Source organism: Curtobacterium sp. VKM Ac-1395, from assembly GCF_015350975.1.
GTDB lineage: Bacteria > Actinomycetota > Actinomycetes > Actinomycetales > Microbacteriaceae > Curtobacterium.
Genome location: NZ_JADKRX010000001.1, coordinates 429244 through 451244 on the forward strand (window position 1 = coordinate 429244; position 22001 = coordinate 451244).

At 66.3% G+C, this 22001-nt stretch carries 20 protein-coding genes; 7 read left to right on the top strand and 13 right to left on the bottom strand.

The annotated features are described in order from the left end of the window. Positions 1–1175 precede the first annotated feature (1175 nt). Positions 1176–1433, bottom strand: a complete 258-nt coding sequence (locus ITJ68_RS02230) for a hypothetical protein (protein WP_194659705.1) — start codon at positions 1431–1433, stop codon at positions 1176–1178. Between the two features lie 582 nt (positions 1434–2015). Here ITJ68_RS02230 and ITJ68_RS02235 point away from each other — a divergent pair. Continuing rightward, a complete protein-coding gene (locus ITJ68_RS02235) occupies positions 2016–2360 on the top strand; it encodes a hypothetical protein (RefSeq protein ID WP_323743188.1) in 345 nt (114 codons plus the stop codon). Between the two features lie 445 nt (positions 2361–2805). Here ITJ68_RS02235 and katG read toward each other — a convergent pair whose 3' ends face one another. The 7 genes from katG to ITJ68_RS02270 form a co-directional block, all read right to left on the bottom strand. After that, the gene (gene katG / locus ITJ68_RS02240) at positions 2806–5178 is read right to left on the bottom strand and encodes a catalase/peroxidase HPI (RefSeq protein ID WP_323743189.1); all 2373 of its coding nucleotides are present in this window, start codon (positions 5176–5178) and stop codon (positions 2806–2808) included. A 147-nt stretch (positions 5179–5325) separates the two neighbouring features. Continuing rightward, positions 5326–6135 (bottom strand): FAD:protein FMN transferase, encoded by an 810-nt coding sequence (locus ITJ68_RS02245; protein ID WP_323743190.1) that lies wholly within the window; start codon positions 6133–6135, stop codon positions 5326–5328. Next, positions 6132–6626 (bottom strand): FMN-binding protein, encoded by a 495-nt coding sequence (locus ITJ68_RS02250; protein WP_194659706.1) that lies wholly within the window; start codon positions 6624–6626, stop codon positions 6132–6134. Before ITJ68_RS02250 ends, ITJ68_RS02245 begins: the two co-directional genes overlap by 4 nt. After that, positions 6623–8086 carry a ferric reductase-like transmembrane domain-containing protein gene (locus ITJ68_RS02255; protein WP_194659707.1) on the bottom strand — a complete coding sequence of 488 codons (1464 nt, stop codon included), beginning with the start codon at positions 8084–8086 and terminating at the stop codon, positions 6623–6625. Before ITJ68_RS02255 ends, ITJ68_RS02250 begins: the two co-directional genes overlap by 4 nt. Before the next feature lie 125 nt (positions 8087–8211). After that, the gene (locus ITJ68_RS02260; RefSeq protein ID WP_194659708.1) at positions 8212–9510 is read right to left on the bottom strand and encodes a sensor histidine kinase; all 1299 of its coding nucleotides are present in this window, start codon (positions 9508–9510) and stop codon (positions 8212–8214) included. 62 nt (positions 9511–9572) lie between these two features. Continuing rightward, a complete protein-coding gene (locus tag ITJ68_RS02265; protein WP_194659709.1) occupies positions 9573–10256 on the bottom strand; it encodes a response regulator transcription factor in 684 nt (227 codons plus the stop codon). 1 nt (position 10257) lies between these two features. Continuing rightward, positions 10258–10977, bottom strand: coding sequence for a VIT1/CCC1 transporter family protein (locus ITJ68_RS02270; protein WP_194659710.1), 720 nt, complete (start codon positions 10975–10977; stop codon positions 10258–10260). 158 nt (positions 10978–11135) lie between these two features. On the opposite strand from ITJ68_RS02270, the gene ITJ68_RS02275 reads away from it, so the two are divergent. The 3 genes from ITJ68_RS02275 to ITJ68_RS02285 all read left to right on the top strand — a co-directional run bounded on the left by ITJ68_RS02275 (position 11136) and on the right by ITJ68_RS02285 (position 13693). Then, positions 11136–11600: a DUF2231 domain-containing protein gene (locus tag ITJ68_RS02275; RefSeq protein WP_194659711.1), complete on the top strand. Its 465-nt coding sequence runs from the start codon at positions 11136–11138 to the stop codon at positions 11598–11600. Between the two features lie 111 nt (positions 11601–11711). Then, a complete protein-coding gene (locus tag ITJ68_RS19460) occupies positions 11712–12437 on the top strand; it encodes a phosphatase PAP2 family protein (protein ID WP_194659712.1) in 726 nt (241 codons plus the stop codon). Between the two features lie 101 nt (positions 12438–12538). Then, positions 12539–13693, top strand: a complete 1155-nt coding sequence (locus ITJ68_RS02285; RefSeq protein WP_194659713.1) for a sensor histidine kinase — start codon at positions 12539–12541, stop codon at positions 13691–13693. Positions 13694–13873: 180 nt separating this feature from the next. Here the strand turns inward: ITJ68_RS02285 and ITJ68_RS02290 are convergent, their stop codons facing one another. The 3 genes from ITJ68_RS02290 to ITJ68_RS02300 are packed head-to-tail and all read right to left on the bottom strand — an operon-like array spanning position 13874 to position 17342. Then, positions 13874–14833, bottom strand: coding sequence for an alpha/beta hydrolase (locus ITJ68_RS02290; protein WP_194659714.1), 960 nt, complete (start codon positions 14831–14833; stop codon positions 13874–13876). A 32-nt stretch (positions 14834–14865) separates the two neighbouring features. Beyond that, positions 14866–16008 (bottom strand): serine hydrolase domain-containing protein, encoded by a 1143-nt coding sequence (locus ITJ68_RS02295; RefSeq protein WP_194659715.1) that lies wholly within the window; start codon positions 16006–16008, stop codon positions 14866–14868. A gap of 32 nt (positions 16009–16040) precedes the next feature. Next, on the bottom strand, positions 16041–17342 hold the full coding sequence (locus tag ITJ68_RS02300) for an MFS transporter (protein WP_194659716.1): 1302 nt from the start codon (positions 17340–17342) through the stop codon (positions 16041–16043). A gap of 177 nt (positions 17343–17519) precedes the next feature. Between ITJ68_RS02300 and ITJ68_RS02305 the strand changes: the two genes are divergently transcribed. After that, the gene (locus tag ITJ68_RS02305) at positions 17520–18131 is read left to right on the top strand and encodes a TetR/AcrR family transcriptional regulator (protein WP_194659717.1); all 612 of its coding nucleotides are present in this window, start codon (positions 17520–17522) and stop codon (positions 18129–18131) included. A 35-nt stretch (positions 18132–18166) separates the two neighbouring features. On the opposite strand, the gene ITJ68_RS02310 is transcribed toward ITJ68_RS02305, so the two are convergent. Next, complete coding sequence (locus tag ITJ68_RS02310) at positions 18167–18703, bottom strand: TetR/AcrR family transcriptional regulator (protein ID WP_267238439.1); 537 nt, start codon at positions 18701–18703, stop codon at positions 18167–18169. 139 nt (positions 18704–18842) lie between these two features. Between ITJ68_RS02310 and ITJ68_RS02315 the strand changes: the two genes are divergently transcribed. Further along, on the top strand, positions 18843–20219 hold the full coding sequence (locus tag ITJ68_RS02315) for an alpha/beta hydrolase (RefSeq protein ID WP_194659719.1): 1377 nt from the start codon (positions 18843–18845) through the stop codon (positions 20217–20219). A 151-nt stretch (positions 20220–20370) separates the two neighbouring features. On the opposite strand, the gene ITJ68_RS02320 is transcribed toward ITJ68_RS02315, so the two are convergent. Next, positions 20371–21333, bottom strand: a complete 963-nt coding sequence (locus tag ITJ68_RS02320; protein ID WP_194659720.1) for an ABC transporter permease — start codon at positions 21331–21333, stop codon at positions 20371–20373. 174 nt (positions 21334–21507) lie between these two features. Here ITJ68_RS02320 and ITJ68_RS02325 point away from each other — a divergent pair, with 174 nt between their 5' ends. After that, positions 21508–21999: a MarR family winged helix-turn-helix transcriptional regulator gene (locus ITJ68_RS02325; RefSeq protein ID WP_194659721.1), complete on the top strand. Its 492-nt coding sequence runs from the start codon at positions 21508–21510 to the stop codon at positions 21997–21999. Positions 22000–22001 lie beyond the last annotated feature (2 nt).

The window sequence follows — 22001 nt, forward strand, 5'->3', positions numbered from 1 at the left end:
ACGGAAGACCCGCGAAATCCGCGCGCCCTATGGCAGTCGGGCAGCTCGCGCGACGGCTGGCGCCAAAGCGCTTCGCACGGTCGCCTCCGACGATGAGCTTCTCCGTGCGGGCATGGACCGGGCCACGCTCGACCTGAAGTCGCGGCCGCTTGTCGTGCTTGTGCTTGGGGTCGACGACCCAGACCCGGCTCGGGTGGTCGCGATGCGGTCGTTGTTCGCTCGGGGAGCGGGAGCGGGAGCGAGAGCGGCACGTGCGGCTGCTGGCGTTCCGCTCTCACGTCCGCGGAGGTACCGGTTGTACCAGTACCGGACCGCATGCCGTTGTTGTGTGGCTCAGCGATCTAGCGGAAGAACGTGCACGGTTGTGTGTGCTTGGGTGGCTCTCCCGATGGGATCGCCGCGCGCCCGCACTTTGAGGACTTGAGTGTCGTCGCGAGGTTGTGCACGAGCGAGGAGGCAGGCGTAGTCGCTACTGGTGTAGCGCCAGCCATCGCGCTCTCCTCTGGCCGTGCACAACCTCGCGACCGAGTTGTGTGCACGGGTGCATTGACGAGGCTGGTCTCGGCGCAGCGGTCGTACTCGTGCGTCATCGTGGTACGCACTCGTCGGATCGGAACGCAGCGTTTGACGGCATCAGCGGCACCCGCAACCGGGCCGCTCCGCACTGTCGGAACGGCCCGGTTGCTCGGACCTGCCTTGCGATCTATTGCCGCGGTTCTTCAACGGAGTGCGGATGCGCAACGATTCCGTGGCTGCGTCGCTTGCGCGCTTGTCAAGCTCGCTCTGCATCCTTCTGTTCGAACTGACGTACCTGCTTCGCGAAGTTCCCGCGGACGTTGAGGCTTCGATAGGCCCCGGTTTTCCAGGCGAACAGATTGTGGCCACGCCATCGGCGCACGACGTATAGCCGGAAGTAGCCCCTGGCGTGATATTGCTCGCGCGAGCTCACGCCTTCGGGACGCCGCGACGGAACCCCCTTCGTGTCGGGCAAGAGATGGGTAAATAACTCACAGAACGTCGGTCCTTTTCCGTGTGCGTCCGTGTACTCCGCGATGAAGAGTGCGGCTGCAAGCGCCCACTCTCGCGAACGGTCGGGAGCGAGAAAGTCTTCAACGACATACGCCCAGCTCGCTGGCGGAGGGGTCGTCCGGTTGGGCCACCACCCCGCTCGGCGCCTACTCAACGTTGGCCTGCACTCCCGCCAGATGCAGCGCCGGACCGTACGCCTCGATCTGCGCGATGAACACGAGCTCGACCCAGCCCGTGATGTTGCTTCGTTCCTCACGGCTGAGGTTCTCCCAAGTCCTGTAGCCGGAGGAAGGTGACTCGCTCAATCGATTGGCGACGATGCGCGCGGTCTCGCGGTGCAGGATTTGACGGAAGGCGTCTGCTTCGATCGTCGGATCGGATCCCGTGCCGGTGTCTTCGCTCACGATCCATTTCCTTTGCTGACGAGGGCGATCGCTGGCGCTGCGTCGCACGTGGTTTGCGGCGCGGCGTTGATTGGGTCCTGAGACTCTCTTGGTGGGTTCACCGTCAGGAGACTAGGGCCCGGCGCGCATAGGTTCGTGACCGGCCTAAGCGATTTTTGTCAAATCTGCTCGTCTATCAATCGAATCGAATCTTGGCCTTCTTCGGCTTTCTCTGACGGGTCGGGCGCGTCGCTGCGCCTTCGTTGACTAGCGGCGACCGCTGGCCGCGCTCGCGTCGGTGAGGAGCCGATGCCCCTGTTGCAGTCCGTGGTCGCTTACCGGCTGCAGTCGCAATCGTTCCGGAAGTCGGGACAAGCCGAGCCGAAGTCGCTGTGATCAGCTACGAGCTGGTGGACGTTCGTCGTACCAGTGCACTCGCTGCTGTGCTGAAGGCTTTGGTCCAGCACTTCATCGCGCTGGGGCTTGGAGCGCTCACGGAATCTTGGAGATTTCTGGGTCTGTGATCACGAAACTCGTTGATGCCGTTGCGTACGGCACCAACGGCGCACCGGTGCCGGTAGCGGCGCCGGACCGCATCCCCCCTTGCAGTTCGGCGTCGCTGCTGGCGACGAGATCGTTGCGGGCGCATGGCGTCCGCGATCGGTAGCGTCGAATTCCCCCAACGAAGAAAGACCTAATGCGTATCGGATCGAGCATCGCTCTTGTCGTGATCGGCGCGATCGTCGCGTTCGCGGTCGACTTGAAGTAGCTGGTCTCAACCTCAACTTGATCGGCTACATCCTGATGGCAGCTGGTGCCGTCCTGCTCATCATCAGTGTCGCGGTCGCGTTCGGTGGCCGGCGCACGACGACCATGACTCGTGCCGGCATCGATCCGGTTTCTGGGGAACAGATCACGCGGCAGGATCGCGGCGACGGCACCTACTGATCGAAGTCGACGCGATCTGGCTCTCTCTCGATACCATTCACGGCACTACAAGCTCCTCGGTCGAGATCGAAAGAGTTACACTCCCGTGATGTGGCGGCTTATGAGGCTCTGTCGGTCCGGTCAGCATCCGATTGACTCCCTCCAGTGGTAGGGGGAGCAAATGTCTCGTTCAGGCGTCTGCAGCAGACGGTCGCCTCGACCTTTCCGGTGGCCGACTTGTCTTTCCCGTCTTCGCTGCACTGGCTGAGTTGGAGCGGGGCTCTCCGAGAGGGCACTCACGCCCGCCTAGCGCCCCCTCGTGCAAGGGCCGACCGCTGGCAGGCCTCCGCGCTACCGTGAGGGTATCGACCGCACCCCGTCATTTGCTATCTGATTCGTTGCCACCAGCCCGGCTGATCGACGGACGGGAAGCTCGGCGCTGGCGGACACCGAGCCTCCGGTGGCGTTAGGCCGCCATCGCGCCGAGCCGCTTGTGCCCCTTCACGTCGAACCGGTCGAGCATCATGACCTTGTGCCACACGCGGACGAAGTCGGCGACGAAACGCTGCTGGCCGTCGCTGCCTGCGTAGGCGTCGACGACCGCCCGCAGTTGCGCGTTCGATCCGAACACCAGATCGCTGCGGGTGGCGGTCCACCGGTGCGCACCGGTCACTTGCTCCGTCCCTGTGAAGGTCATCTCGGAGTCGTCGGTTTTCGTCCAGATGAGCGTCGTGTCCGTCAGGTGCACGAAGAAGTCGTTGGTCAGCACTCCGACGCGGTTCGTGAACACGCCGGTGTCAGAGCTGTCCCAATTCGCGCCGAGCACACGCAGGCCGCCGGTCAGCGCGGTCCACTCCGGAGCCGTCAGTGTCAGCAGGTTCGCCTTGTCCAGGAACACCTGCTCGGGTGCGACGCCGGGGGCGAAGTCGGCGAAACGGTCGGACGTGTAGTTCCGGAAGCCGTCGGCCACCGGGCGGAGCCACTCGAACATCTCGATGTCGGTGAGCTCCTGCGTGGTGTCGACGCGTCCGGGCGTGAACGGCACGGACATCTCCGAGCCCGCCGCGCGCGCTGCCTGCTCGACGCCGACGCAACCGGCCAGCACGACGAGGTCCGCGAGGGAGACCCGCTTGCCGCCTGATGTTCGAGCGAAGTCGGCTTGCACGCCGCGCAGGGCCTGGACCACGGGGACGGTCCGCCGGTTGACGGCCCAGTCCTTCTGCGGCGAGAGCGCGATCCGTCCGCCGTTCGCGCCGCCACGCTTGTCGCTGTCGCGGAAGGTTGACGCAGCGGAGAATGCTGTAAACACCAGGTCGGACACGGATTGCCCGGTCGCCAGGACCGCCTGCTTGAGCGTGGTGACGTCCGCGTCGTCCAGGGATGCACCGTCGGAGTCGGGTAGCGGGTCCTGCCAGAGCAGGTCGTCGGAGATGGTCACCTCCGGACCCAGGTACCGGTGCTTCGGTCCCATGTCACGGTGGGTCAGCTTGTACCAGGCCTTCGAGAACGCGGTGGTGAACAGGTCGAAGTCGGCCAGGAACCGCTCGCAGACCTCTCGGTACGCGGGGTCGACCTTGAGGGCGATGTCCGACGTCATCATCATGAGCGGGTTCATCTGCCCGGGCACGTGCGCGTCCGGCGTCTTCGGCGCATCGGGGTCCGTCGGCGTCCACTGCAGTGCGCCCGCGGGACTCTTCGTCTGCTCGAAGTCGTACGCGAACAGGTTCTCGAGGTAGGCGTTATCCCATGTGGTCGGATTCGGCGTCCAGCTGCCCTCGATGCCGTTCGTGGACGTGTACTCGCCATTGCCGGTTCCGACGGGGTTGTGCCAGCCGAGGCCCATCGACTCGATCGGCGCGGTCTCCGGAGATGGACCGATGTCCGAGGCTGGGACCTGTCCGTGGCTCTTGCCGAACGCGTGACCACCGGCGATCAGCGCGACGGTCTCCTCGTCGTTCATCGCCATCCGTGAGAACGTGATCCGGATGTCGCGCGCCGAGCCCATCGGGTCGCCGTTCGCGTACGGGCCTTCGGGGTTGACGTAGATGAGCGCCTGGTGCGACGCGGCGAGCGGGCTCTGCAAGTCGTAGTCCGCGTCACCGTTCTTCCCCTGCCACCGCTCGTCGCGCGTGACCATGTCGTCGCCCTGGTGCGCCTGGTGCGGGTTCCACACCTCGGGTCCCCACCAGGTGCCGTCGTCAGGCTCCCAGGCGTCGAGCCGACCTCCACCGAACCCGTACGTCGGCAATCCCATCAGCTCCAGCGAGCAGTTACCGGTCAGGACCATCAGATCAGCCCAGCTGAGTGCGTTGCCGTACTTGTGCTTGATCGGCTGCAGCAGACGGCGGGACTTGTCGGTGTTGCCGTTGTCCCACCAGCTCCCGATCGGCGCGAATCGCTGCATCGCGGTCCCAGCGCCACCGCGCCCGTCGGCGATGCGATAGGTGCCAGCTGCGTGCCAGGCCATCCGGATCATCTGCGGGCCGTAGTTGCCGTAGTCGGCGGGCCACCAGTTGACCGAGGTGGTCAGCAGGTGTTTGATGTCGGCCTTCAGCCCGTCGAGGTCGATCGTTGCGAAGGCGGCCGCGTAGTCGAAGTCTGCGCCGAGCGGATCCGCGTCGATCCCGTTCCGGTGCAGCAGCTCCACACGGAGTCGCTGCGGGTACCAGCCGGACAGGGTCGGGGACTGCCCGAACGTGCCGCCCTGGTGGTCACCGCCCGCGGGCAGTGCACCCCCCATGTGGAAGCTGCAGGTGTTCGTCCCGTCCGGGTCGGTCGTGGCACCGGGGGAGCCTCCGGTGGAGGTCCCGTCGGTCTCGGCGGTGCGGTGATTGGTCACGGCTGCTCCTCGTCGTGCGGCGTGGACGCGTCAGGCGCCCCGGGGCGACGCATCCGGGCCTCACGCTTCGCCGTTGCCCTGGGAGATACGAGCCGGGAATGCGTATCGAGACTCGAATGCTCGAATGAAGTCGTCACTCATCATTCGTCACTCGTCACTCGACGGCGACGTCGCGGCGCACGTCTCCTCGTCCTCCGATAGGACGACCGACCGAGCGCCGGGAGTCGCCCACACCGTTCCGTCCGCGCCGAACGCGAGCACGTCGATGCCGGTGTCGCTCGTGAGCCGTCGGAGGTCGTCCGCGTCGCCCGCGATGATCGCGGTGGCGAGCACATCGGCGGTGACGATGTCGTCGGCGATGACGGACGCCTGGACGAAGGTCGGATCGGCACGTCGCCAAATGTGCTCGCCGCGCTCGGCTGTTCCAGAGGTCGCGACCGCCCGACGGGGAACGTCGAGCCGGACGACGCCGACGACAGTGTCACGGCGGGCCGGGTCGACGATCCCGACGCTCCATGGGTCGTCTTCCCCGTGGTTCCCGCGGACCAGTACGTCGCCGCCTGCGCTGACCATCCAGTTTCCGGTCGGGCCGCCAGCGGTAGCGGCACCGTCTGCCGTGGCTCCGACGTCGAGCACTGCTCCCGCGTCACGGACTGCGAGCCCCTTGACGATGCCGGAGAGGTCGATGACGCCGTCCGGCCGGTGCGGGGTGAACGCTCCTCCAGTCCGGTCCCGCCACTCGAGCGCGAGCGCGTACGCGTCACGCACCTCAGTTGGCGTGTCAGCGAGCCGGAGCGATCCAGCGGCGACTCGGCTCATGACGGATGTGGGGTCGTAGAGGCTGTAACAGCAGTCGTAGCTCGCGAACACGGCGCGGACCGCAGCCGCGTCCGCCGCGGTCGCACCACGAACGCTCACGACGGTGCCCATTGTCTCGAACGTGAGGACTCGACTCACAGTCCAGCCTTGTCGATGGCTGACTGCAGGGAAGTCGTGTAGCCCTCGCTGGTGAAGGTCGCACCACTGACCGACTGGATCTGTGCAGACTGCGCCTGGAGAGCCTCCTGGCGGAGAATCGGGGCGGCCTCCTGACTGATCTGCACCGACCGGCCTCCCTGATCGGTGAGCTGGAGTGCGGTGACGTCGGCGATCTTCCCGTTGGCGACGGTGACCTGCACCTGCACGGGGCCGTACTGGGTCTGGGTCGTGTCGCCGGCGAACGTGCCGGATACCCCGGTCCCTCCGCTGGAGCTCGTCCCAGCACCAGTGCTGCTGGTGCCGCCACCAGTCGTGCCGCTACCGGTGCCGGTGCCGCCGGTTGCCCCGGTGCCCGATGTCGTGCTCTGCTGCACTGGGGCGGTGGCCGCTGGCTCGCCACCGAGTTGCCACCCGATGACGAGGACCGCGACCGACGAGACGACTCCGCCGGCGATTGCGCGTGCTCTCATGACTCAAACCGTTCTTGATGGATCTGGTGCTCGGGGATACCGGCAAGCCGTGCTTCGTGGACGACCAGGTCAGACCAGGCCTTCGGACCGCACACGTACAGGTCGGACTCGAGCAGTTGTGGGAACACTGACCGAAGAGTCACCCCTCGTCGGACGTCCTCCTCTGTCATCCAGCTCTCGCGGGACCAGGCGCGGGGTCCGACCATCGTGTACAGCCGGCTGTCGGTGGCCTGGGCAAGCTCCGCCGTCTCGTCCCAGAGGTACTGCTGGTCGGTGTCGGTTCCGCGAAGGAGCACGGTGGCTTCGGCTGGGCGGAGGTCGGTGTCCTCAAGTAGCGATCGGACGGGTGTGATTCCGATTCCGGATGCGACGAGAGCCAGGTACGGGGCCGTGCGTGCCCGGCTCGTGAAGAGCCCGTACGGTCCCTCAAGGGAGACGAAGGCTCCCGGAGTGATGCGTCCAAGTCGCGCGGATCCGGCGCCGAGGTCGCGAACTGTGATCCGAGCATGATTCTGTCCCGGTATTGCGGAGAACGACACCGGGTGGGCGTGCCACCAGGTTCGCGTGGTCCAGAAGCGCCATATCCCGTACTGGCCACCCTGGGCGCCGAGTCGGTCGAGGTCACGTCCGGCGAGGTGGATCGACACCACGCCAGGCGCGATGCTCTGGACGTCGACGACGCGAATGCGGTGCCGGAGCGTCACCACGACCGGCACCGCGAACCGGTACACGGCTATGAGTCCGAGTGACACGACGTACAGCGCGATCCAGTAGACGCGCTGCCAGGTGCCGTACGCGAGCACACTGCCGACGCTGAGCATGTGCGGCAGCGCAACGAGCACCGCGGCGTAGCTGAGCAGGTGGATGACATGCCATGCCTCGTACGGCAGCCGCCGCCGAACGGCGATCAGCGACGAGACAACCACCGCGACGAACAGCCCGAGCGCGAGGTACGCGAGGGGCATGTCTGGCGTTGAGAACAGCGCGATCGTCTCGGCGATCGGCCCGGTTCCCGCGGATGCGCCGTAGCCCAGGGTGAGCAGCGCACCATGTGCAAGCAGCAGGTACAGGACCGGCTTGCCGAGTGAGCGGTGGACTGCGATGGCGGTGTCCTGACCGAAGGTGCGGTCGATGAGCGGCACCCGTGCCGCGAGGATCAGCATGACGAGGACGAGGTCCGTCGCGATGAGCCCCGCGACGATCCCAGCATCGGTGAGCCATCCGCCGATTCCGATGACCGTGTGCGAGCTGGACGACGCGAGCCAGAGAGTGACGGCAAATGCGGCCGAGAACCAAGCGAGGATCCCGAGCAGATCGGTCGTCGCTCGGCGGCGGCGGCCGGCTCGACGCCGACGGCGGGCCGCGACGTCCAGGGTCTCGGCTGGCGGCACGGTGCCGCGCAAGCGGCCTTGACCGCGGTGGCTCGGAAGCGGGCGGGCGGGGCGAGCGGTGTCGATCATGACTCGTTCCTCTCCAGCATGTGATCGGGTGACTCACAGCATCGGATTCGGCCCTATGGAGGGGCCTGGAACTGTGCGTGCGTATCGCTCGAGACTTCGAGTGATCAAGGACATCTGCGCAGTGGTCAGATCGGCGGGACGACGACGGTGGCGATCGCGCCGCCATGCTCGCCATTCCTCAGCGACGCTGTCCCGCCGGCCCGCTCAGCAATTCCGCGAACGAGGGCGAGACCGAGCCCGCTCCCACCGAGGGTCGCTCGCCGGGCGCTGTCGGCGCGGGCGAACCGTTCGAACGCTTTTGGAAGGAACTCGTGCGGGACGCCGTCACCGTCATCCGCGACCTGCAGTTCGAGAACACGCGAGGTGTCCTGCTCGAGCGTCACGCTGATCACTCCACCGTCGTCCCCGGCTGCGACGGCGTTCGCGACGAGGTTGTCCACGATCCGGGCGAACGCGACGGGTTCGAGCGCGTATCGCTCGTCCGGGGCATCGAGCGTCACAGTGAAGTCGATGTCTCGCGCCCCGGCGCCGCTGATCGCGCGAGCCCGGTCGATCGCATCCATCAGCTCGGTCACCAACTCGGAACCGGCGGTGGAGAGCGCCGGACTCGCCTCATCTAGCCGGTTGAGTTCGAGCAGCGTATTCGCGAGCGCGACGAGACGCGCAGCATCACCTTCAGCGGCCCGCAGCTCGCGTTCGAGCGCCTCGGCATCGCCGGCGGACCGGTGTGCGAGCTCGAGCCTGGCGGTCAGCGCAGCGAGTGGTGTCCGCAGTTCGTGACTGGCATCGGAAACCATCCGCCGTTCCCGCTCGGCGTTCTCGCGCTGCCGGTCGATGAAGGCGTTGAGTGTCCGAGCGAGCGCGGCGAGTTCATCATCCGACTGTCCGACGGGCAGGTGCCCGGCAACCGTCCCTGCGCTGAGCTCCTCCGCGGTCCGCCGCATCCGGGCGACCGGCCGAAGCGCGAGGGTCGAAAGCAGCCAGGCCGTGGCTGCGAAAGCGAGAAGCGCTAGGGCAGCCCCGACGACGAGGGAGCGGTCGACACGGGCGACGGTCTCCTCACCCGCGCGGGCGTCTTGGGCCGCCCAGACGACGTCTGAGTTGGCATCGTTCGTGACGGGGATCCCGACAACCGTGACGCGTCGGTGCCCAGCGTGCAGGCGGAGTGTGACGTCATCGTCGGGTACTGCGGAGGGTAACGATGCACGAACGTTGCGGGGGAGCGAGTCCAGAACCCACTTCCCTGTCGAAGACCGGATCCCGACCATGACGCCCTCGGCGGGGCGGTCCGAGGCCTCGTCCGGGTTGTGCCGGAGGTCGGACACGAACGGTGCAGCATCAGCGGAGGCGAGTGACTCGTCCGTCGCGCGAGTGGCTTGCTCGATCTGGACGTGCAACCCGACCGCGACCCCGGAGAGTGCCACCGCCCCCACGGCCAGGCTCCCGAGGGTGATGCGGGCACGGATGGAGAGGTGGCGCAGGATCCTCATGCCGACGGCACGACCTGCAGGGCATACCCGACGCCCCGCACAGTCCGGATCACCACGTCAGCCTCGGCGGCGTGCAGCTTCTTCCGGACGTAGCTGACGTACTGGTCGACGATCGTCGGGTCGAAGTGCTCGGCGCTGCCCCAGACCTCCGCGAGCACCTCACTCCGGGTACGCGGTGTGGGCGAACCTTGGATGAGGAACCGCAGCAACGAGAACTCCTTGACGCTGAGTGGCAGGTTGCGGCCGCGCACGGAGGCTCGAACGGCGACGGTGTCGAGTCGAACTGTCCCAGCTTCGATGATCGTGGTGGCCCCTGCCGCCCGACGTCGCAGGTGTGCACGAATTCGCGCGTTGAGCTCGGCGATGGCGAAGGGTTTTGTCAGGTAGTCGTCGGCACCCGAGTCCAGACCGAACACGCGGTCGTCGACCGCGTCGCGTGCTGTGACGAGGATGACCGGAAAATCCTGACCCATTTCGCGGAGCCGTCGGCACACCTCGAAACCGGTCATCTCGGGGAGCATGACGTCGATCGCGGCTGCGTCGAACGCCTGCGTGTTCGCCTGGACCAGCGCGGCAACACCGTCGGTGACAACGGTCACCGCGTGGCCCTCGCCACTGAGTCCCCGTTCGACGAGCTCCCCCATCTGCGGGTCGTCCTCGACCACCAGGATGTTGGCCACGTCACACCACCCCGCTCGTACCGAGGAGGGACCCGATTGCGAATGTCGCTGCGAGGGCGAGTGCACCCCCTACGACGACGCGGATGGTTGCTCTCTGAGTTGAATCGCCGCCAATCCGCGCACTGGTCGCTCCAGTCACCGCAAGGGCGACCAGCACAACGACAAAGGTCACCGGGACACGGAGCGACTGGGGCGGCAGCAGGATCGCGAGCAACGGCAGGATCGCTCCAATCGCGAACGCAGCCGCCGAGGCGAACGCAGCGTGCCATGGGCTGACGACCTCATCCTCGTCGATCCCCAGTTCCGTGGTGAGATGCGCTCGGAGGGCGTTCCGTTCCGTCAGCTCGGACGCGACCGACTCCGCGGTCGCCCGCCGTAGCCCGCGTTCCTCCCACAGCTGCGTGAGTTCCTCCAGCTCGGCCGCTGGGTCGTCTTGAAGTTCGCGGCGTTCCTTCTCGATCAGTGCTTGCTGACTGTCCTTCTGGCTGCTCACCGAGACGTACTCCCCAAGTGCCATCGAGATCGCGCCGCCGACGAGCGCGGCAAGGCCAGCGGTCGCGATGGCGGGCACCGAGGTCGATGCCCCAGCGACACCGACGACAATCGAGGCAGTGGACACGATGCCATCATTCGCGCCGAGCACCCCGGCGCGTAACCAGTTCAGACGAGCGGCGAGGCCACCGTTATGGGCTTCGCCGGGGTGAGGCTCAGGAGTGGTCATGTGCCCAGCGAACCAGGTGACGGCTGCCCCGTTCGTAGGAGATTTCGAGTACTTTCCTGACGCGGCACGCGGATGACAACCGTGACGTGGGAGACGGCATCCTGTTGTCTGAGCTGACTGCGTAGGCGCTGATCTGCGCACAAACAGGAAAGGCCAACATGGACTGGCAGTTCGGTGGGATTCCACTGCACCCTCTCTTCATCCACCTCACCTCCGTCGCGGTCCCGATTGCGGCTCTCACCGCGATCGTCGTCGCCGTGTGGCCAGCAGCACGGCGATGGCTCGCCGTTGGTGCGCCAGTCATCGGTCTGGTCGCGCTGGTATCTGTCCCGCTGGCCACCTCGTCGGGTGAGTGGCTGGAACACCGTGAGAAGGAGACCGCCCTGCTTGAGCGGCACACGGAGCTCGCCGATGGCATGCTCCCGTGGTCGATCGCCGTGTTCGTGCTCCTTGTGCTTTGGTGGGGGTGGCACCGTTTCGGTACCGCCCGCGTGGTGAATCACGGTGCGGTGCGCGCCATCAGCATCGTTGGCTCAGTACTGCTCATCGCAGTGGCCGTCGTCTCGATCATCGAGGTCGTCATCATCGGCCATGCGGGAGCCGAATCTGTCTGGAAGGGCTAGCCAGACAGCTCCGAGTCTCGCGTCTCTGGTTGACAGCGTGCGCTCCTCCTGGTGCTGGGGGGCCTTGAAGTTCTTCGTCGTTTCTTGGACGGCACTCGCTGAGGTCATGGGGTGTCCTCCGATCATCCGTATGACCACCCGTCGATCTTCACTCGCCCGGCCGCCCCTCGACGTATTTACGAGCGTGCCGGTGTCTCAATCGTGCTGCTCCTCTTGGCGGGGCTGTTGTTGCGGTTCCACCCCGTGGATCGAGAGCTCGCGTCAGCGTTGAACTCCTGGCACGTGGGCACGGTCGGGGTGCTTGGTGATGTGGTCTATGTCCTCTTCGAACCGGTGACGGCGATCGCGCTGACCGTCGTCGTCACAGCCGTGGTCTGGCTGGGAATGAGGCAATGGTCGGTCGCGGTGGCGTTCGCCGGGGTCGTGGCGTTGACGTGGATCCCCTCGGATGTGGTGAAGCTCATCGTGCACCGGCCCCGACCTGATGGTGCATGGCTCTCACACCCGTTCTCGCCGGCGCAGGTCGACCCCTCCTTCCCGAGCGGGCACATGGTGTTCGTCACGTCGTTGGTACTGGGGCTGCTGATGGTTCTTCGCGGTACCCGATGGCGGTACCTGGTGGCGGCGGCTGGCCTGATCGTCGTCGCCGTCGTTGCGTTCGCCTTGTGTGTCGATGCGGTGCACTGGCCGAGTGATGTCGCAGCATCGATTCTCTGGTCGGTAGCGGTTGCACCGGCGGCTCGCATCATCTGGGTCGACGTCGTTCTCGGACGGGTCCTCCGGCGGGTGGAGCACACTAGGCGGCATCGTGTAGCCGACGGAGAGGACCTGTTGTGAAGCGGTGGGTGTCCGCAAGTGTGGCGGCGGTCCGCGGCCTTCGTGACCGTGATCCCGATCGTCGCGCGTACCGGCGATCGGCTGTGCGAATCGGGCTTCGCGTGGCGTTCGTCTCCGCAGCACTGGTGTTCTCAGTGATAGTGCTCGTGGTGGCGTACCTGGTGTGGCAGTTGACACCGGCACAGCAGCACGAACCGCACGGGCCGGAGGACATCCACGTGTACCTCGACACGGTTGACCTCCTCATCGCCGTCATCGGAGTCGGCGTCATCGCGGTGCTGATGGCTGGCGCTGCTACATGGGTCATCGCCCGACGGGCGGTGCGGCCACTCGCCGAGGCGTACCGGCTGCAGCGCACGTTCGTTGCTGACGCAAGCCACGAACTGCGGACGCCGCTGACGGTGTTGAGCGCCCGGGTGCAGGAGCTCCAGTCGCTGCTCCCGCCCGGTACCGGGCCGCGCGTGGTGGCCGATGAGCTGCGGACGGACACGAAAGCCTTGGTCGACGTGGTAGACGATCTTCTCGCGACCGCTGCTGGCCGACTGGACGAGCATGCCGTCGCGTCGCTTGAGGATGCGTTGCACGGGGCGGCGGCCGACCTGCAGGTCTTGGCGCAGGAGCGCGACGTTCAACTGTTCGTCGCTCCAGGAACGGCGCTCGTGCACGTGACTCCGACGCAATTGCGTCGGTGCTTGGTTGCGCTGATTGACAACGCCATCGGGCACAGCCGAACCGGTGGTGCGGTCTGGGTGGAGAACGAGCGCAGCGGCGACGACGTTGACAGGGGCACCCTCATCATCGAGGGCGGCAACCTCCTCGCCGCGAGCCCCGATGAACTCACCCAGATCGGCTTCCTAACCCCAGAAAGAACCGTCGCCGACGTTGCCCCAGGAGTCGACCTGCACCTACCAGTCGGCTTTACCACAGTCGCCGAAATCGGCATGGTCACGATCGACGCCTTCGCGCACGCAACCGAACCACCCCTTCCCGACGGAGCCTGGACCGATGTCGTCGACGTCACATTCGACGTTGACGGCATCGACTCCGGGCTCACCGTTGTCAGCCTCTTCGACGGCCCCGACTTCGACACGCCCCCACTCACCCCAGCCCCGGGCCTCTACCGCCTCCGCATCATCGGTCGCGGCCGCGAACGCGTCTGGATCGACACGGTTCACGAGCAGTACCGCTTCGACGCCTGGCCGATCGCCGCCCCCATATCTCCCACGATCCATCGCGCACACAACAACCCAGCCTGACTCTCGCATCGAGGATCTCGACCGCGATGACCGGCATCGACATGGACGGTTACGCGAACTCAACGCCCTGTGCCCCGGCCGGCTGCCAGCTATGACAGCGGAGCCGCACCGCTGAAGCAACCGGTCTCGAGCGTGTTGGCCGCACGGTATCTCGGTAGGCGATGGCCTACCGGGCGCGGTTCAGCTCACTGGTGAGTTTCGAACGTGGACCGTTCGGAGGGCTTGTAGTGCCTCTTCTCGCCAGGCTCTGGCGGAGGCCATGACTTTCGTGAAGGCGCTGGAGCCGTGGATGTGCCCGAGTTGTAGGGAGAACGTGGCGGGCACTCCGGCGCCGGTGAGGCGTTCGGCGTAGCGTGCGCCGTCGTCGGCGATGGGGTCGTATTCCGCGGACATGATGTGCGCGGGTGGCAAGTCGCTGAGGTTCTCGGCAAGCAGCGGTGATGCGTAGGGGTTTGTTGCATCTGTTTCTGACCTGAGGTACAGGCGTCGGCACGAGTGCAAGGTCTGCTCGGTGAGTCCGTAGCCGGTGCCCTTCGAGCGGATGGATGGGCTGCTGAAGGTGAAGTCGAGCGCGGGGATTTCCAGCAGCTGGAAGGCGATTGCGGGGCCGTTGTCGTCTCGGGCTTTCAAGCAGAGAGCGGCGGCGAGATTGGCGCCCGCCGATCCTCCGCCGACGGTGATCACGTCGGCGCGGGCGCCGAGGGCCTGGACATTCTCGGCGACCCAGAGCAGCGCGGCGTAGCCGTCGTTGAGGGCGGCGGGGAAAGGGTGTTCGGGAGCTTTGCGGTACTCGACGGCGACGACGATGCAGTCAGCTCCGGCGGCGCGTTCCTGGCACAGGACGTCGATGAGGGCCGAGTGGATGGTGCCGCCGATCCATCCGCCGCCGTGGAAGTAGAGGTGCACGGGGTGGGGGCCGTGGCTGTCGGGGTGAAAGACATTGAGGGTGATGACCCCGTCGTGGACGGGGATGGTTACGGTTCGCTTGCTGCGGACGGGTGGGGCCGGCTCGAGCAGCTGCTGGGCGAGGGCGGCGGCGCCTGCGTTCTCCTGCGCGCGGAAGAGGGCGATGTCCTCGATCTCGGCGGGGACGGTTGGCAGGGTCTCGAGCAGTGGAACGAGGAACGGGTCGAGCGGCATCGGGTCTTCTCCTTCGAAGAAAAGGTGAGGTGTCAGAGGCTGTCGCGCAGTGCGCGGCAGAGCGCTTCGGCGCGGTCGTCGGGGTAGCCGCCGGGGCGGATGGTGGTGTATCCGAAGGAGACACCGGATTCGGGGTGCGCGAACCCGAGCTGGCCGCCGGCTCCGTCGTGGCCGAAGCTGCCGGGGCCGGCCATGCGTCGGGGGATGGAGTCGAGCATGAATCCTGTGCCCCAGCGCAGACCCGCGTCGGGGCCGAAGAACGGTGCGCCGACCGATTGAGGGAGGCGGGCGTTTCGGGTGGTGTCGGGCTCGAGCAAGCGGATCCCGTCGACCTCGCCGATGGTCGCTGCGTAGAGGCGGGCGATGTCGTGGGCGGTGCCGACGATGTTCGCGGCGGGAATCTCGAAGCCGAGGAGGTCGGGGGTGTTCGCGGAGGCGAACAGGTTGAGGCCGTCGATGGCTCCGTTCATCCCCATCACGCGTGCCATCATGTCCAGGTTCGGGCTCTTCCACGGCGGTGCGGCGGTGTCCGGGAGTGGCTGCTCCTGCAGCGCGAAGTTCGAGTCGGTGTCGGGGTCGGTCCCGAAGGTGAGTCCGAGGCCGAGCGGGCCGGCTATGTGCTCGTGGAGCCAGTCCGCGGGGCGCAGTCCGGTGGCGCGGCGGAGGACCTCGCCGGCGAGCCAGCCGAAGGTGAGCGCATGGTACGAGTGCGCGGTCCCAGGTTCCCAGAGCGGGCTTTGCGAGGCGAGGGCATCGGTGACCGGATGCCACGCGCGCAGGTCCTCCACGGTGAGGGGCTCGTCGGGGGCGATGAGTCCGGCGCGGTGGGCGAGGAGCTGCCGGACGGTCAATGCGCTCTTGCCGCGGTCGGCGAACGCCGGCCAGTAGGTGGCGACGGGCTCGTCGAGGGCGAGATGGCCGGCTTCGACGGCCATGAGCAGGCAGATGGTGGTGACACCCTTGCTGACCGAGAAGAGGATGCTGCGGGTGTCGGCCGTCCACGAGCCATTGCGGAAGTCGCCGCCGTGGAGGTCGACGACGGGGACGCCGTGGAGGTAGACGGTGCAGGCGGCCCCGGTGTCGCCACGTTCGGCGAAGTTCTGCGTGAACGCGTCGGCGACGCGTTGGAATCCGGGCTCGACGTGTCCGTCGATGGTGGGGGCGAGGATGCTCATGGCTGGTGTGGAGGCTTTCTGGGTGGAGGCGGTCACGATGCTGAGGACGCGGTGGTGGCGGTGATGTCGATGCTTTCGGTCTCGTGGTGGAACTCGTTGATGAGGCGTCCGCTGCGGACCCCCCACCAGCCGACGGCGATCCCGGCAGCGGCGAGGACGGAGAGCGCGATCAGGAAGCCGTTGATCGAGTTCGCGAGAAGGACCGGCACCGGGGCCAGGAGCAGTGCAGGCACCAGGCGGGCGATGGCGAAGATGACGCCTTGACCGGTGGAGCGGAGCATGGTCGGGAACGCTTCGTTCACCCAGACGCGGAAGATGGGCTCTCCGCAGAAGACGGTGCCCATGCCGGATACGAGCACCGTGGTGACGAGTGTGGCGAGGTTCATCCCGAAGACGACAGGAACGAGGTACGCCGTGACGTACAGGATTCCACCGAGGATGAAGAAGGTGAGGCGGAAGCGGGTGTCGACCGCCCGCATGAAGATGACCTGCACGATGATCGCGAGCGGTACGAGGAACAGCACGAACACCGAGAATTTGGACACGGGCGTGCCGGTGAAGTTCGCTCCGATGTAGGCCGCGTAGGAGCCGAACACCGTGATCGGGATGCTCACCAGGGTGAAGAACCCAACGAGGATGAGGAACGGGAAGCGCAGCGGCGGCGTGATCAGGTCTCGCAGCTTCGAGCGGTCAGCGCGCACGGTGTGCACACCCTGTGTCTGTTCCAGCCGGGCAGCGCGCCAGCTCGTGGACTCGGGGATCGTGAGCCGCAGCGCAAGCACAATGACCGCGACGACGGCGATGAGGCCGAAGATCGCCTGCGCGGCGAAGATCCCGGTTCCGCCGGTGAGGGTGGCGACGAGAACGACTGCGCCGATGCCGACTCCAGCGAGGAGGTTGGACATCACGAGGATCTTGCCGCGGTTCTGATCGGTCGCCGCTTCTGAGATCGTCGCGAGGGAGACGGGAATGTCGGCCCCGATCGCTACACCGAGCACACCCAGACCCAGCAGCAGCAGCAGGAACCCGGTGGCGAAGATCGAGACCGATGCGCCGAGGGCGATGAAGACCATCGTGACCACAAACACCCGCCGTCGCCCGAACCGGTCGCCGAGGCGACCGCCGACCAGAGCGCCGACCGCCACCCCGAAGGTGAGCGCGCTGGTGAGCACCCCGATCTGGCCGGGGGTGAGCCCGATCGTCTGCTGGAGGATCACCAACGCGAAACCGACACCGTTCAAGGCTGCTCCATCCACGAAGGACGCCATGCCGGCCACGGTCCCCACCCACCAGGCGTTCACCGTGCGAGGGGGCACCGGATTCGCTTCGGTCATGACCTTCTCCTTCGAAGACGTCGAGGCCCGGCCTCGTCGTGGGTGCCGGCGGACCCGGCTGCGGCCGACAGTAGGTCAAACTTGTCCACCATGGCAAGGATTCGCAGAGAAAACCTTCGGATTGGCAAAAATTCGTGCGAAGATGAGGTGTCAGGCGTGGGGATCGAAGGAGAGCCGATGACGGTGGAGACGACGGAGCAGCAAGCGTCGGTAAAGCGGCGTGGTCGGTACGCGAACGGTCGGCAGCGGCGAGACGAATTCATCGACCGCGCGTTCGAGATCTTCGCGACGCACGGCTTCCAGCGCCTGTCGTTGCGGAAGATCGCGGAGGAGCTCGGGGTCAGCCACGCCGCCCTCAGCTACCACTTCCCCTCGAAGGAGGATCTGTTGCAGGCCGTCTTCGATCGCCAGGCGGAGCAGGATCGACCCCTACTGGAGCAGTCGCTCTCCGAGCGGGGGTTGCTGGCAGCACTCCCTGAGCTTGTACGACAGAACGAGGTTTTCCCGGGGCTGGTCCAACTCGACGCCACGATGCAGGCGGAGGCAATTCGCAAGGACCATCCGGGGCACGAGTTCACCCACCGCCGGATCGATCTGTTCAATGCCGACGTTCGTCGGGAGCTCGAGCGCGAGCAGGAAAAGGGTCGTCTGCGCGCAGACCTGGACCTCGACCTCACCGCGCGTCAACTCACTGCCATGGCGCGAGGGCTTCAGATGCAGTGGCTCTACGACCCTACGGTCGACGTCGCCGCGCACCTCGATGGATTCCTGGAATTCCTGCGCGCCTGAGCGAGCGATCGGCCCGAGGGCGGGGCGAGCTGTCATCAGTCCGATGAATGGCTGCTTCGCCTGACCGCGTCGACGGCGCCAGAGAGGGCATCGTGAATGAGTACCAGGGTCTCTTCGTCCTCGCGGTGTGATCCGAACAGCAGCTCAACGCGCACGACGATCCCCGCGACGATGCCCAGCGCGATCTGCACCCCCGGGTGATCCGGCGGGATGTCGAGGTCTTCCGCGATCGCGTCCGCCGCGATGGCGAGGAGGGGAGGGGAGTCCTCCGGTCCGGACCCCTGCAGCACCGGATTCCGCTCGAGCATCGCAGCTCTCAGTCGCCACTCCTCCTCGGGAACGAAAGCCGGTTCTTCGCGGAGCCACTGCACGACCCGATCGACGACCGACTCACCCTCGTCGCGTGAGCGCAACGCGAGGATCAGGCGATCAGCCGCAGCGGACGAGGATGCCGTGGCGATGTGGAGTTTCGTCGGGAAGTACGCCGAGACGGAGCGGGTCGACACCTCCGCCTCCTCAGCGATCTGCGCCACTGTCGTCACGTCATAGCCCTGTTCGGCGAACAGCCGCATGCCAGCGAGGAGAACGGCTCGGTACCGGCGCTCCTTTGAGCGCTCTCGAAGCGAAGTTGCTGCCATACAGCAAGCTTACCTCTTCTGCATGTCTGCGTCGCAGTGTATTGTTGCAGTCAACCGCAACTTTGGAGGACTCATGGTCGACCCGACCCCCACCCGATTCGAACGCCCACGATGGACGCGCTGGGCGCTGCTCGTCGTCGGTCTCTACGTGCTCCTCGTTGCCTGGGCCGAGCCGTTCTTCGTGCGCTACCCCGCGGCGGGATCCTTCCTGCTCGTGGGCCTGCTCGCCGCAGGCGTGGCCTGGCGCCGCCCGCGGGGTAGTAAGGCGGCGTGGGTGACGATCCTCTCGGTGATCATCAGCGCCGGCGCGCAGCTCGCGTGGCTCGTGACCGCTTGGTACCCCGCGTGGGCGCTGGCCCTGGGGTTTGCACTGGTGGTTGCCTTCTCCTGCTTCGCCGGTTTCTGGACGCTGAGCAGGACGCGTCGCCGCGTCCTGAGGCAGGAGCATTTGACTTCGTCTGGCCGACCGCCCCTTCTCAGCATCCTGCGGAGCGTCGCGAACAGCCTCCTCGTCGTCATCGCCGTGGTGACCTCCGCTGTCGTGCTCCTGGTCGCCGCGGTCCCCGCGGCGGTGGCCATCCCGATCCAAGCCGCCGCCGGTCAGACACCGTCATTCCAGCCCCGAGGACCCGAGGGAGCTGTCAAAGTGACAGCGAACGGCGATCGGCTCACGAGCGACGTCCGATACGGGGACAAGTACCCCAGCAGCTATCTCGACATCTACATTGCCGATGACGACGCATCGGTCACCCGACCCACCTACATCTACATCCACGGTGGAGGCTGGATCGGCGGGACCAAATCCGATGGTGATCCGAACGCACCCGGCGGGGGTTTCGCCGTCACCACAGACCCGGTCCTGGACGGTGGATTCAACTTTGTCAGTCTCGACTACGGCCTCGCCCCGACCGTCAAGTACCCCACGCAGGTGAGACAAGTCTCGCAGGCAGTCTCCTTCCTTCGGCAGAATGCCAAGCAGTACGGCCTCGACATGTCCGACGTCGTCATCGCAGGAGGAAGCGCCGGCGGACAGCTCGCCGGCCAGTTCGCCAACATCCAGACCAACCCGACTTACGCGGCGCAGATCGGAGTGAAACCGGTCATAGGTGACGCTCTGCGAGCAGTCGTGCTCGACAGCCCTGCGCTCGAGCTGGAGAAGACCGGCGAGACGCAGTCGCCGCAAGCGCTCAAGGACCTCATCTTCGGACTGTCTGCACGCAGCTACGTCGGCACCTCCGTGGCCCTAAACAAGGAGGCATCCGTCACCAACCACGTGACCGCAGATTTCCCGGCAACGTTCGTCGCGGACGGGAACACCGGCACGTTCCCGGATCAGGCCGAGAGCCTGCACAAACGCCTCGACCAGCTCGGAGTGACGAACGCCGTCGACGTCCCGCCCGCGAGCTCCGCTATCCTGGGCCACGGGTATATGGCGATGCCGGGCACATGAACCGACGCCTACAACGAGAAGAAGCTCGCGTTCTTGTCAGCACTCGGCCTTTGACCACTCACCCCGCACCGTCGTGCACCAGAATGCGCCCATGTGGGATACCCCGGTCCGATGACCAGGGCTTCCCACATGGGGGTCCGTCATTGCGGAGTCACGATGCCGGAGTTCCGCCAGCATCCGAGCTCGCTCCAGGCGCGCGGTCAGACCTGGCCTGAAACTCATGCACCAGCACGAAGACAGCGGCCGGGATGATGATCCACAACGCCAAGCCGACGAACGCACTTGCGACGCCATCATTTTCGAAGTACGCACCACCGCGCAGTGCGCGCACCGCGATGCCAACGGGCAGCACATGGGTGAACGGCTCGAGCCAATCCGGCAAGAACTGTGCCGGCAGGACACCTGTGCTCGTAGCGTTACCCAAAGCCAGCAGGGCGATCGACGCCACGAATGTTCCGGCGCCGCCGAACACCCGCAGCAGTGTGGCGGTCGACACCGCAATCGCGAGTCCGAGCATGGCGATGATGCTGGCCGCCAGCAGGAACGGCGCGGGAAGGGCGCCGAAAACGGTGTCCACCAACCACGCCACGACGAGCCCGGCAAGCACCGCGAACGCCACCGCACTCGCTGCGCGCCAGGCGTGGGGCAGTTCGCGGCCGACGCCCATGATCGTCAACCCGAATAGGAACGCACCTAGCACGATACCGAATGCAGCGTAGAAGACCGACAGGCCCCGGGTGTCGCCGGCGGGTAGCGGCTTCAGGTCTGTCGTTGAGAGTTCGGTGTGCAGCGCCGTCGCCACGGGGGTGAGCGCGCCGACCAAGGTCTGCGTTACCGCGGGGCCGTTTGCACCGGCGACGAACAGGTGCGCCCGTCCATCGTCAACGATGAGTGCACCGTCGACGGTGTGATCGGTGACCCCGTCGCGTGCATCGCGCTCGGTGGGGAACGTCGTGACCGCGAATACGTCGCCATGATCAGCGGAGTGCTGCTCGATTGAAGTGACCACCTGCTCAGGCGCGACCACGCCGATCGGCAAGTGGTGCGGAACCGGTGCATGGAACGCAGCGAGGTACAGCGCGACGAAGACCGGACCGATTACCAGACCGACCACCAGCGGAATGAAGGCCCCGGGGAGATGACGCCGGTGCCCCCGACGGGGTAGTTGCTGCGGGACGTGGCGGCCATGGTGGCGCTCGCGTGGTGTCTGCTCGCCCGATGTGGCGGACGAGTCGGGTACGCTGCTCAAATCATCCTCAATCTGTGATCATGTCAGGTGACTGATAAAATGTACCATGAGCTTCCCGACCCGACCGGTCGTTTCGGCTACCTGCTGTGGCAGGCGGCGCACCTTGTGGGGCGCGTGATGGTCGAGGCACTGCAGCCCGTCGAGTTGACGGTCGCGCAGCTCGGCGTACTGTCGTACACCGCCCAGGAACCCGGTATCTCCTCCGCGGAACTCGCCCGGCGGCTGTTCATCACACCGCAGTCGGTGCACACCGCGGTGAAGCCCCTGGTAGAACGCGCGCTACTGGAGCGCCGCCCCCATCCGGTGAACAGAAAGGTCATCGGCGTTTTCCTCACCCCTGACGGCATTGACGTCGCGGATCAAGCGACCGAGTTGCTCGACATTGCCAACAAACAGCTGCTCGCAGACTTCACGCCCGATGCCGCGGCGGACCTCCGGCAGGCGCTTCGCCGCGTGATGGTCACGGCGAACCCGACTGCGCTCGACCGCAGCTCCGTGCGTTCCGTGCCCGCGGCGCCGATCGAACGCTGAAC

Excerpts from the sequence above, each read along its gene's own strand:
- ITJ68_RS02250 (WP_194659706.1), bottom strand. The coding sequence starts at position 6,626 with ATGAGAGCACGCGCAATCGCCGGCGGAGTCGTCTCGTCGGTCGCGGTC.
- ITJ68_RS02255 (WP_194659707.1), bottom strand. The coding sequence starts at position 8,086 with ATGATCGACACCGCTCGCCCCGCCCGCCCGCTTCCGAGCCACCGCGGT.
- ITJ68_RS02270 (WP_194659710.1), bottom strand. The coding sequence starts at position 10,977 with ATGACCACTCCTGAGCCTCACCCCGGCGAAGCCCATAACGGTGGCCTC.
- ITJ68_RS02275 (WP_194659711.1), top strand. The coding sequence starts at position 11,136 with ATGGACTGGCAGTTCGGTGGGATTCCACTGCACCCTCTCTTCATCCAC.
- ITJ68_RS02290 (WP_194659714.1), bottom strand. The coding sequence starts at position 14,833 with ATGCCGCTCGACCCGTTCCTCGTTCCACTGCTCGAGACCCTGCCAACC.
- ITJ68_RS02295 (WP_194659715.1), bottom strand. The coding sequence starts at position 16,008 with ATGAGCATCCTCGCCCCCACCATCGACGGACACGTCGAGCCCGGATTC.
- ITJ68_RS02300 (WP_194659716.1), bottom strand. The coding sequence starts at position 17,342 with ATGACCGAAGCGAATCCGGTGCCCCCTCGCACGGTGAACGCCTGGTGG.
- ITJ68_RS02305 (WP_194659717.1), top strand. The coding sequence starts at position 17,520 with ATGACGGTGGAGACGACGGAGCAGCAAGCGTCGGTAAAGCGGCGTGGT.
- ITJ68_RS02310 (WP_267238439.1), bottom strand. The coding sequence starts at position 18,703 with ATGCGGCTGTTCGCCGAACAGGGCTATGACGTGACGACAGTGGCGCAG.
- ITJ68_RS02315 (WP_194659719.1), top strand. The coding sequence starts at position 18,843 with ATGGTCGACCCGACCCCCACCCGATTCGAACGCCCACGATGGACGCGC.
- ITJ68_RS02325 (WP_194659721.1), top strand. The coding sequence starts at position 21,508 with ATGTACCATGAGCTTCCCGACCCGACCGGTCGTTTCGGCTACCTGCTG.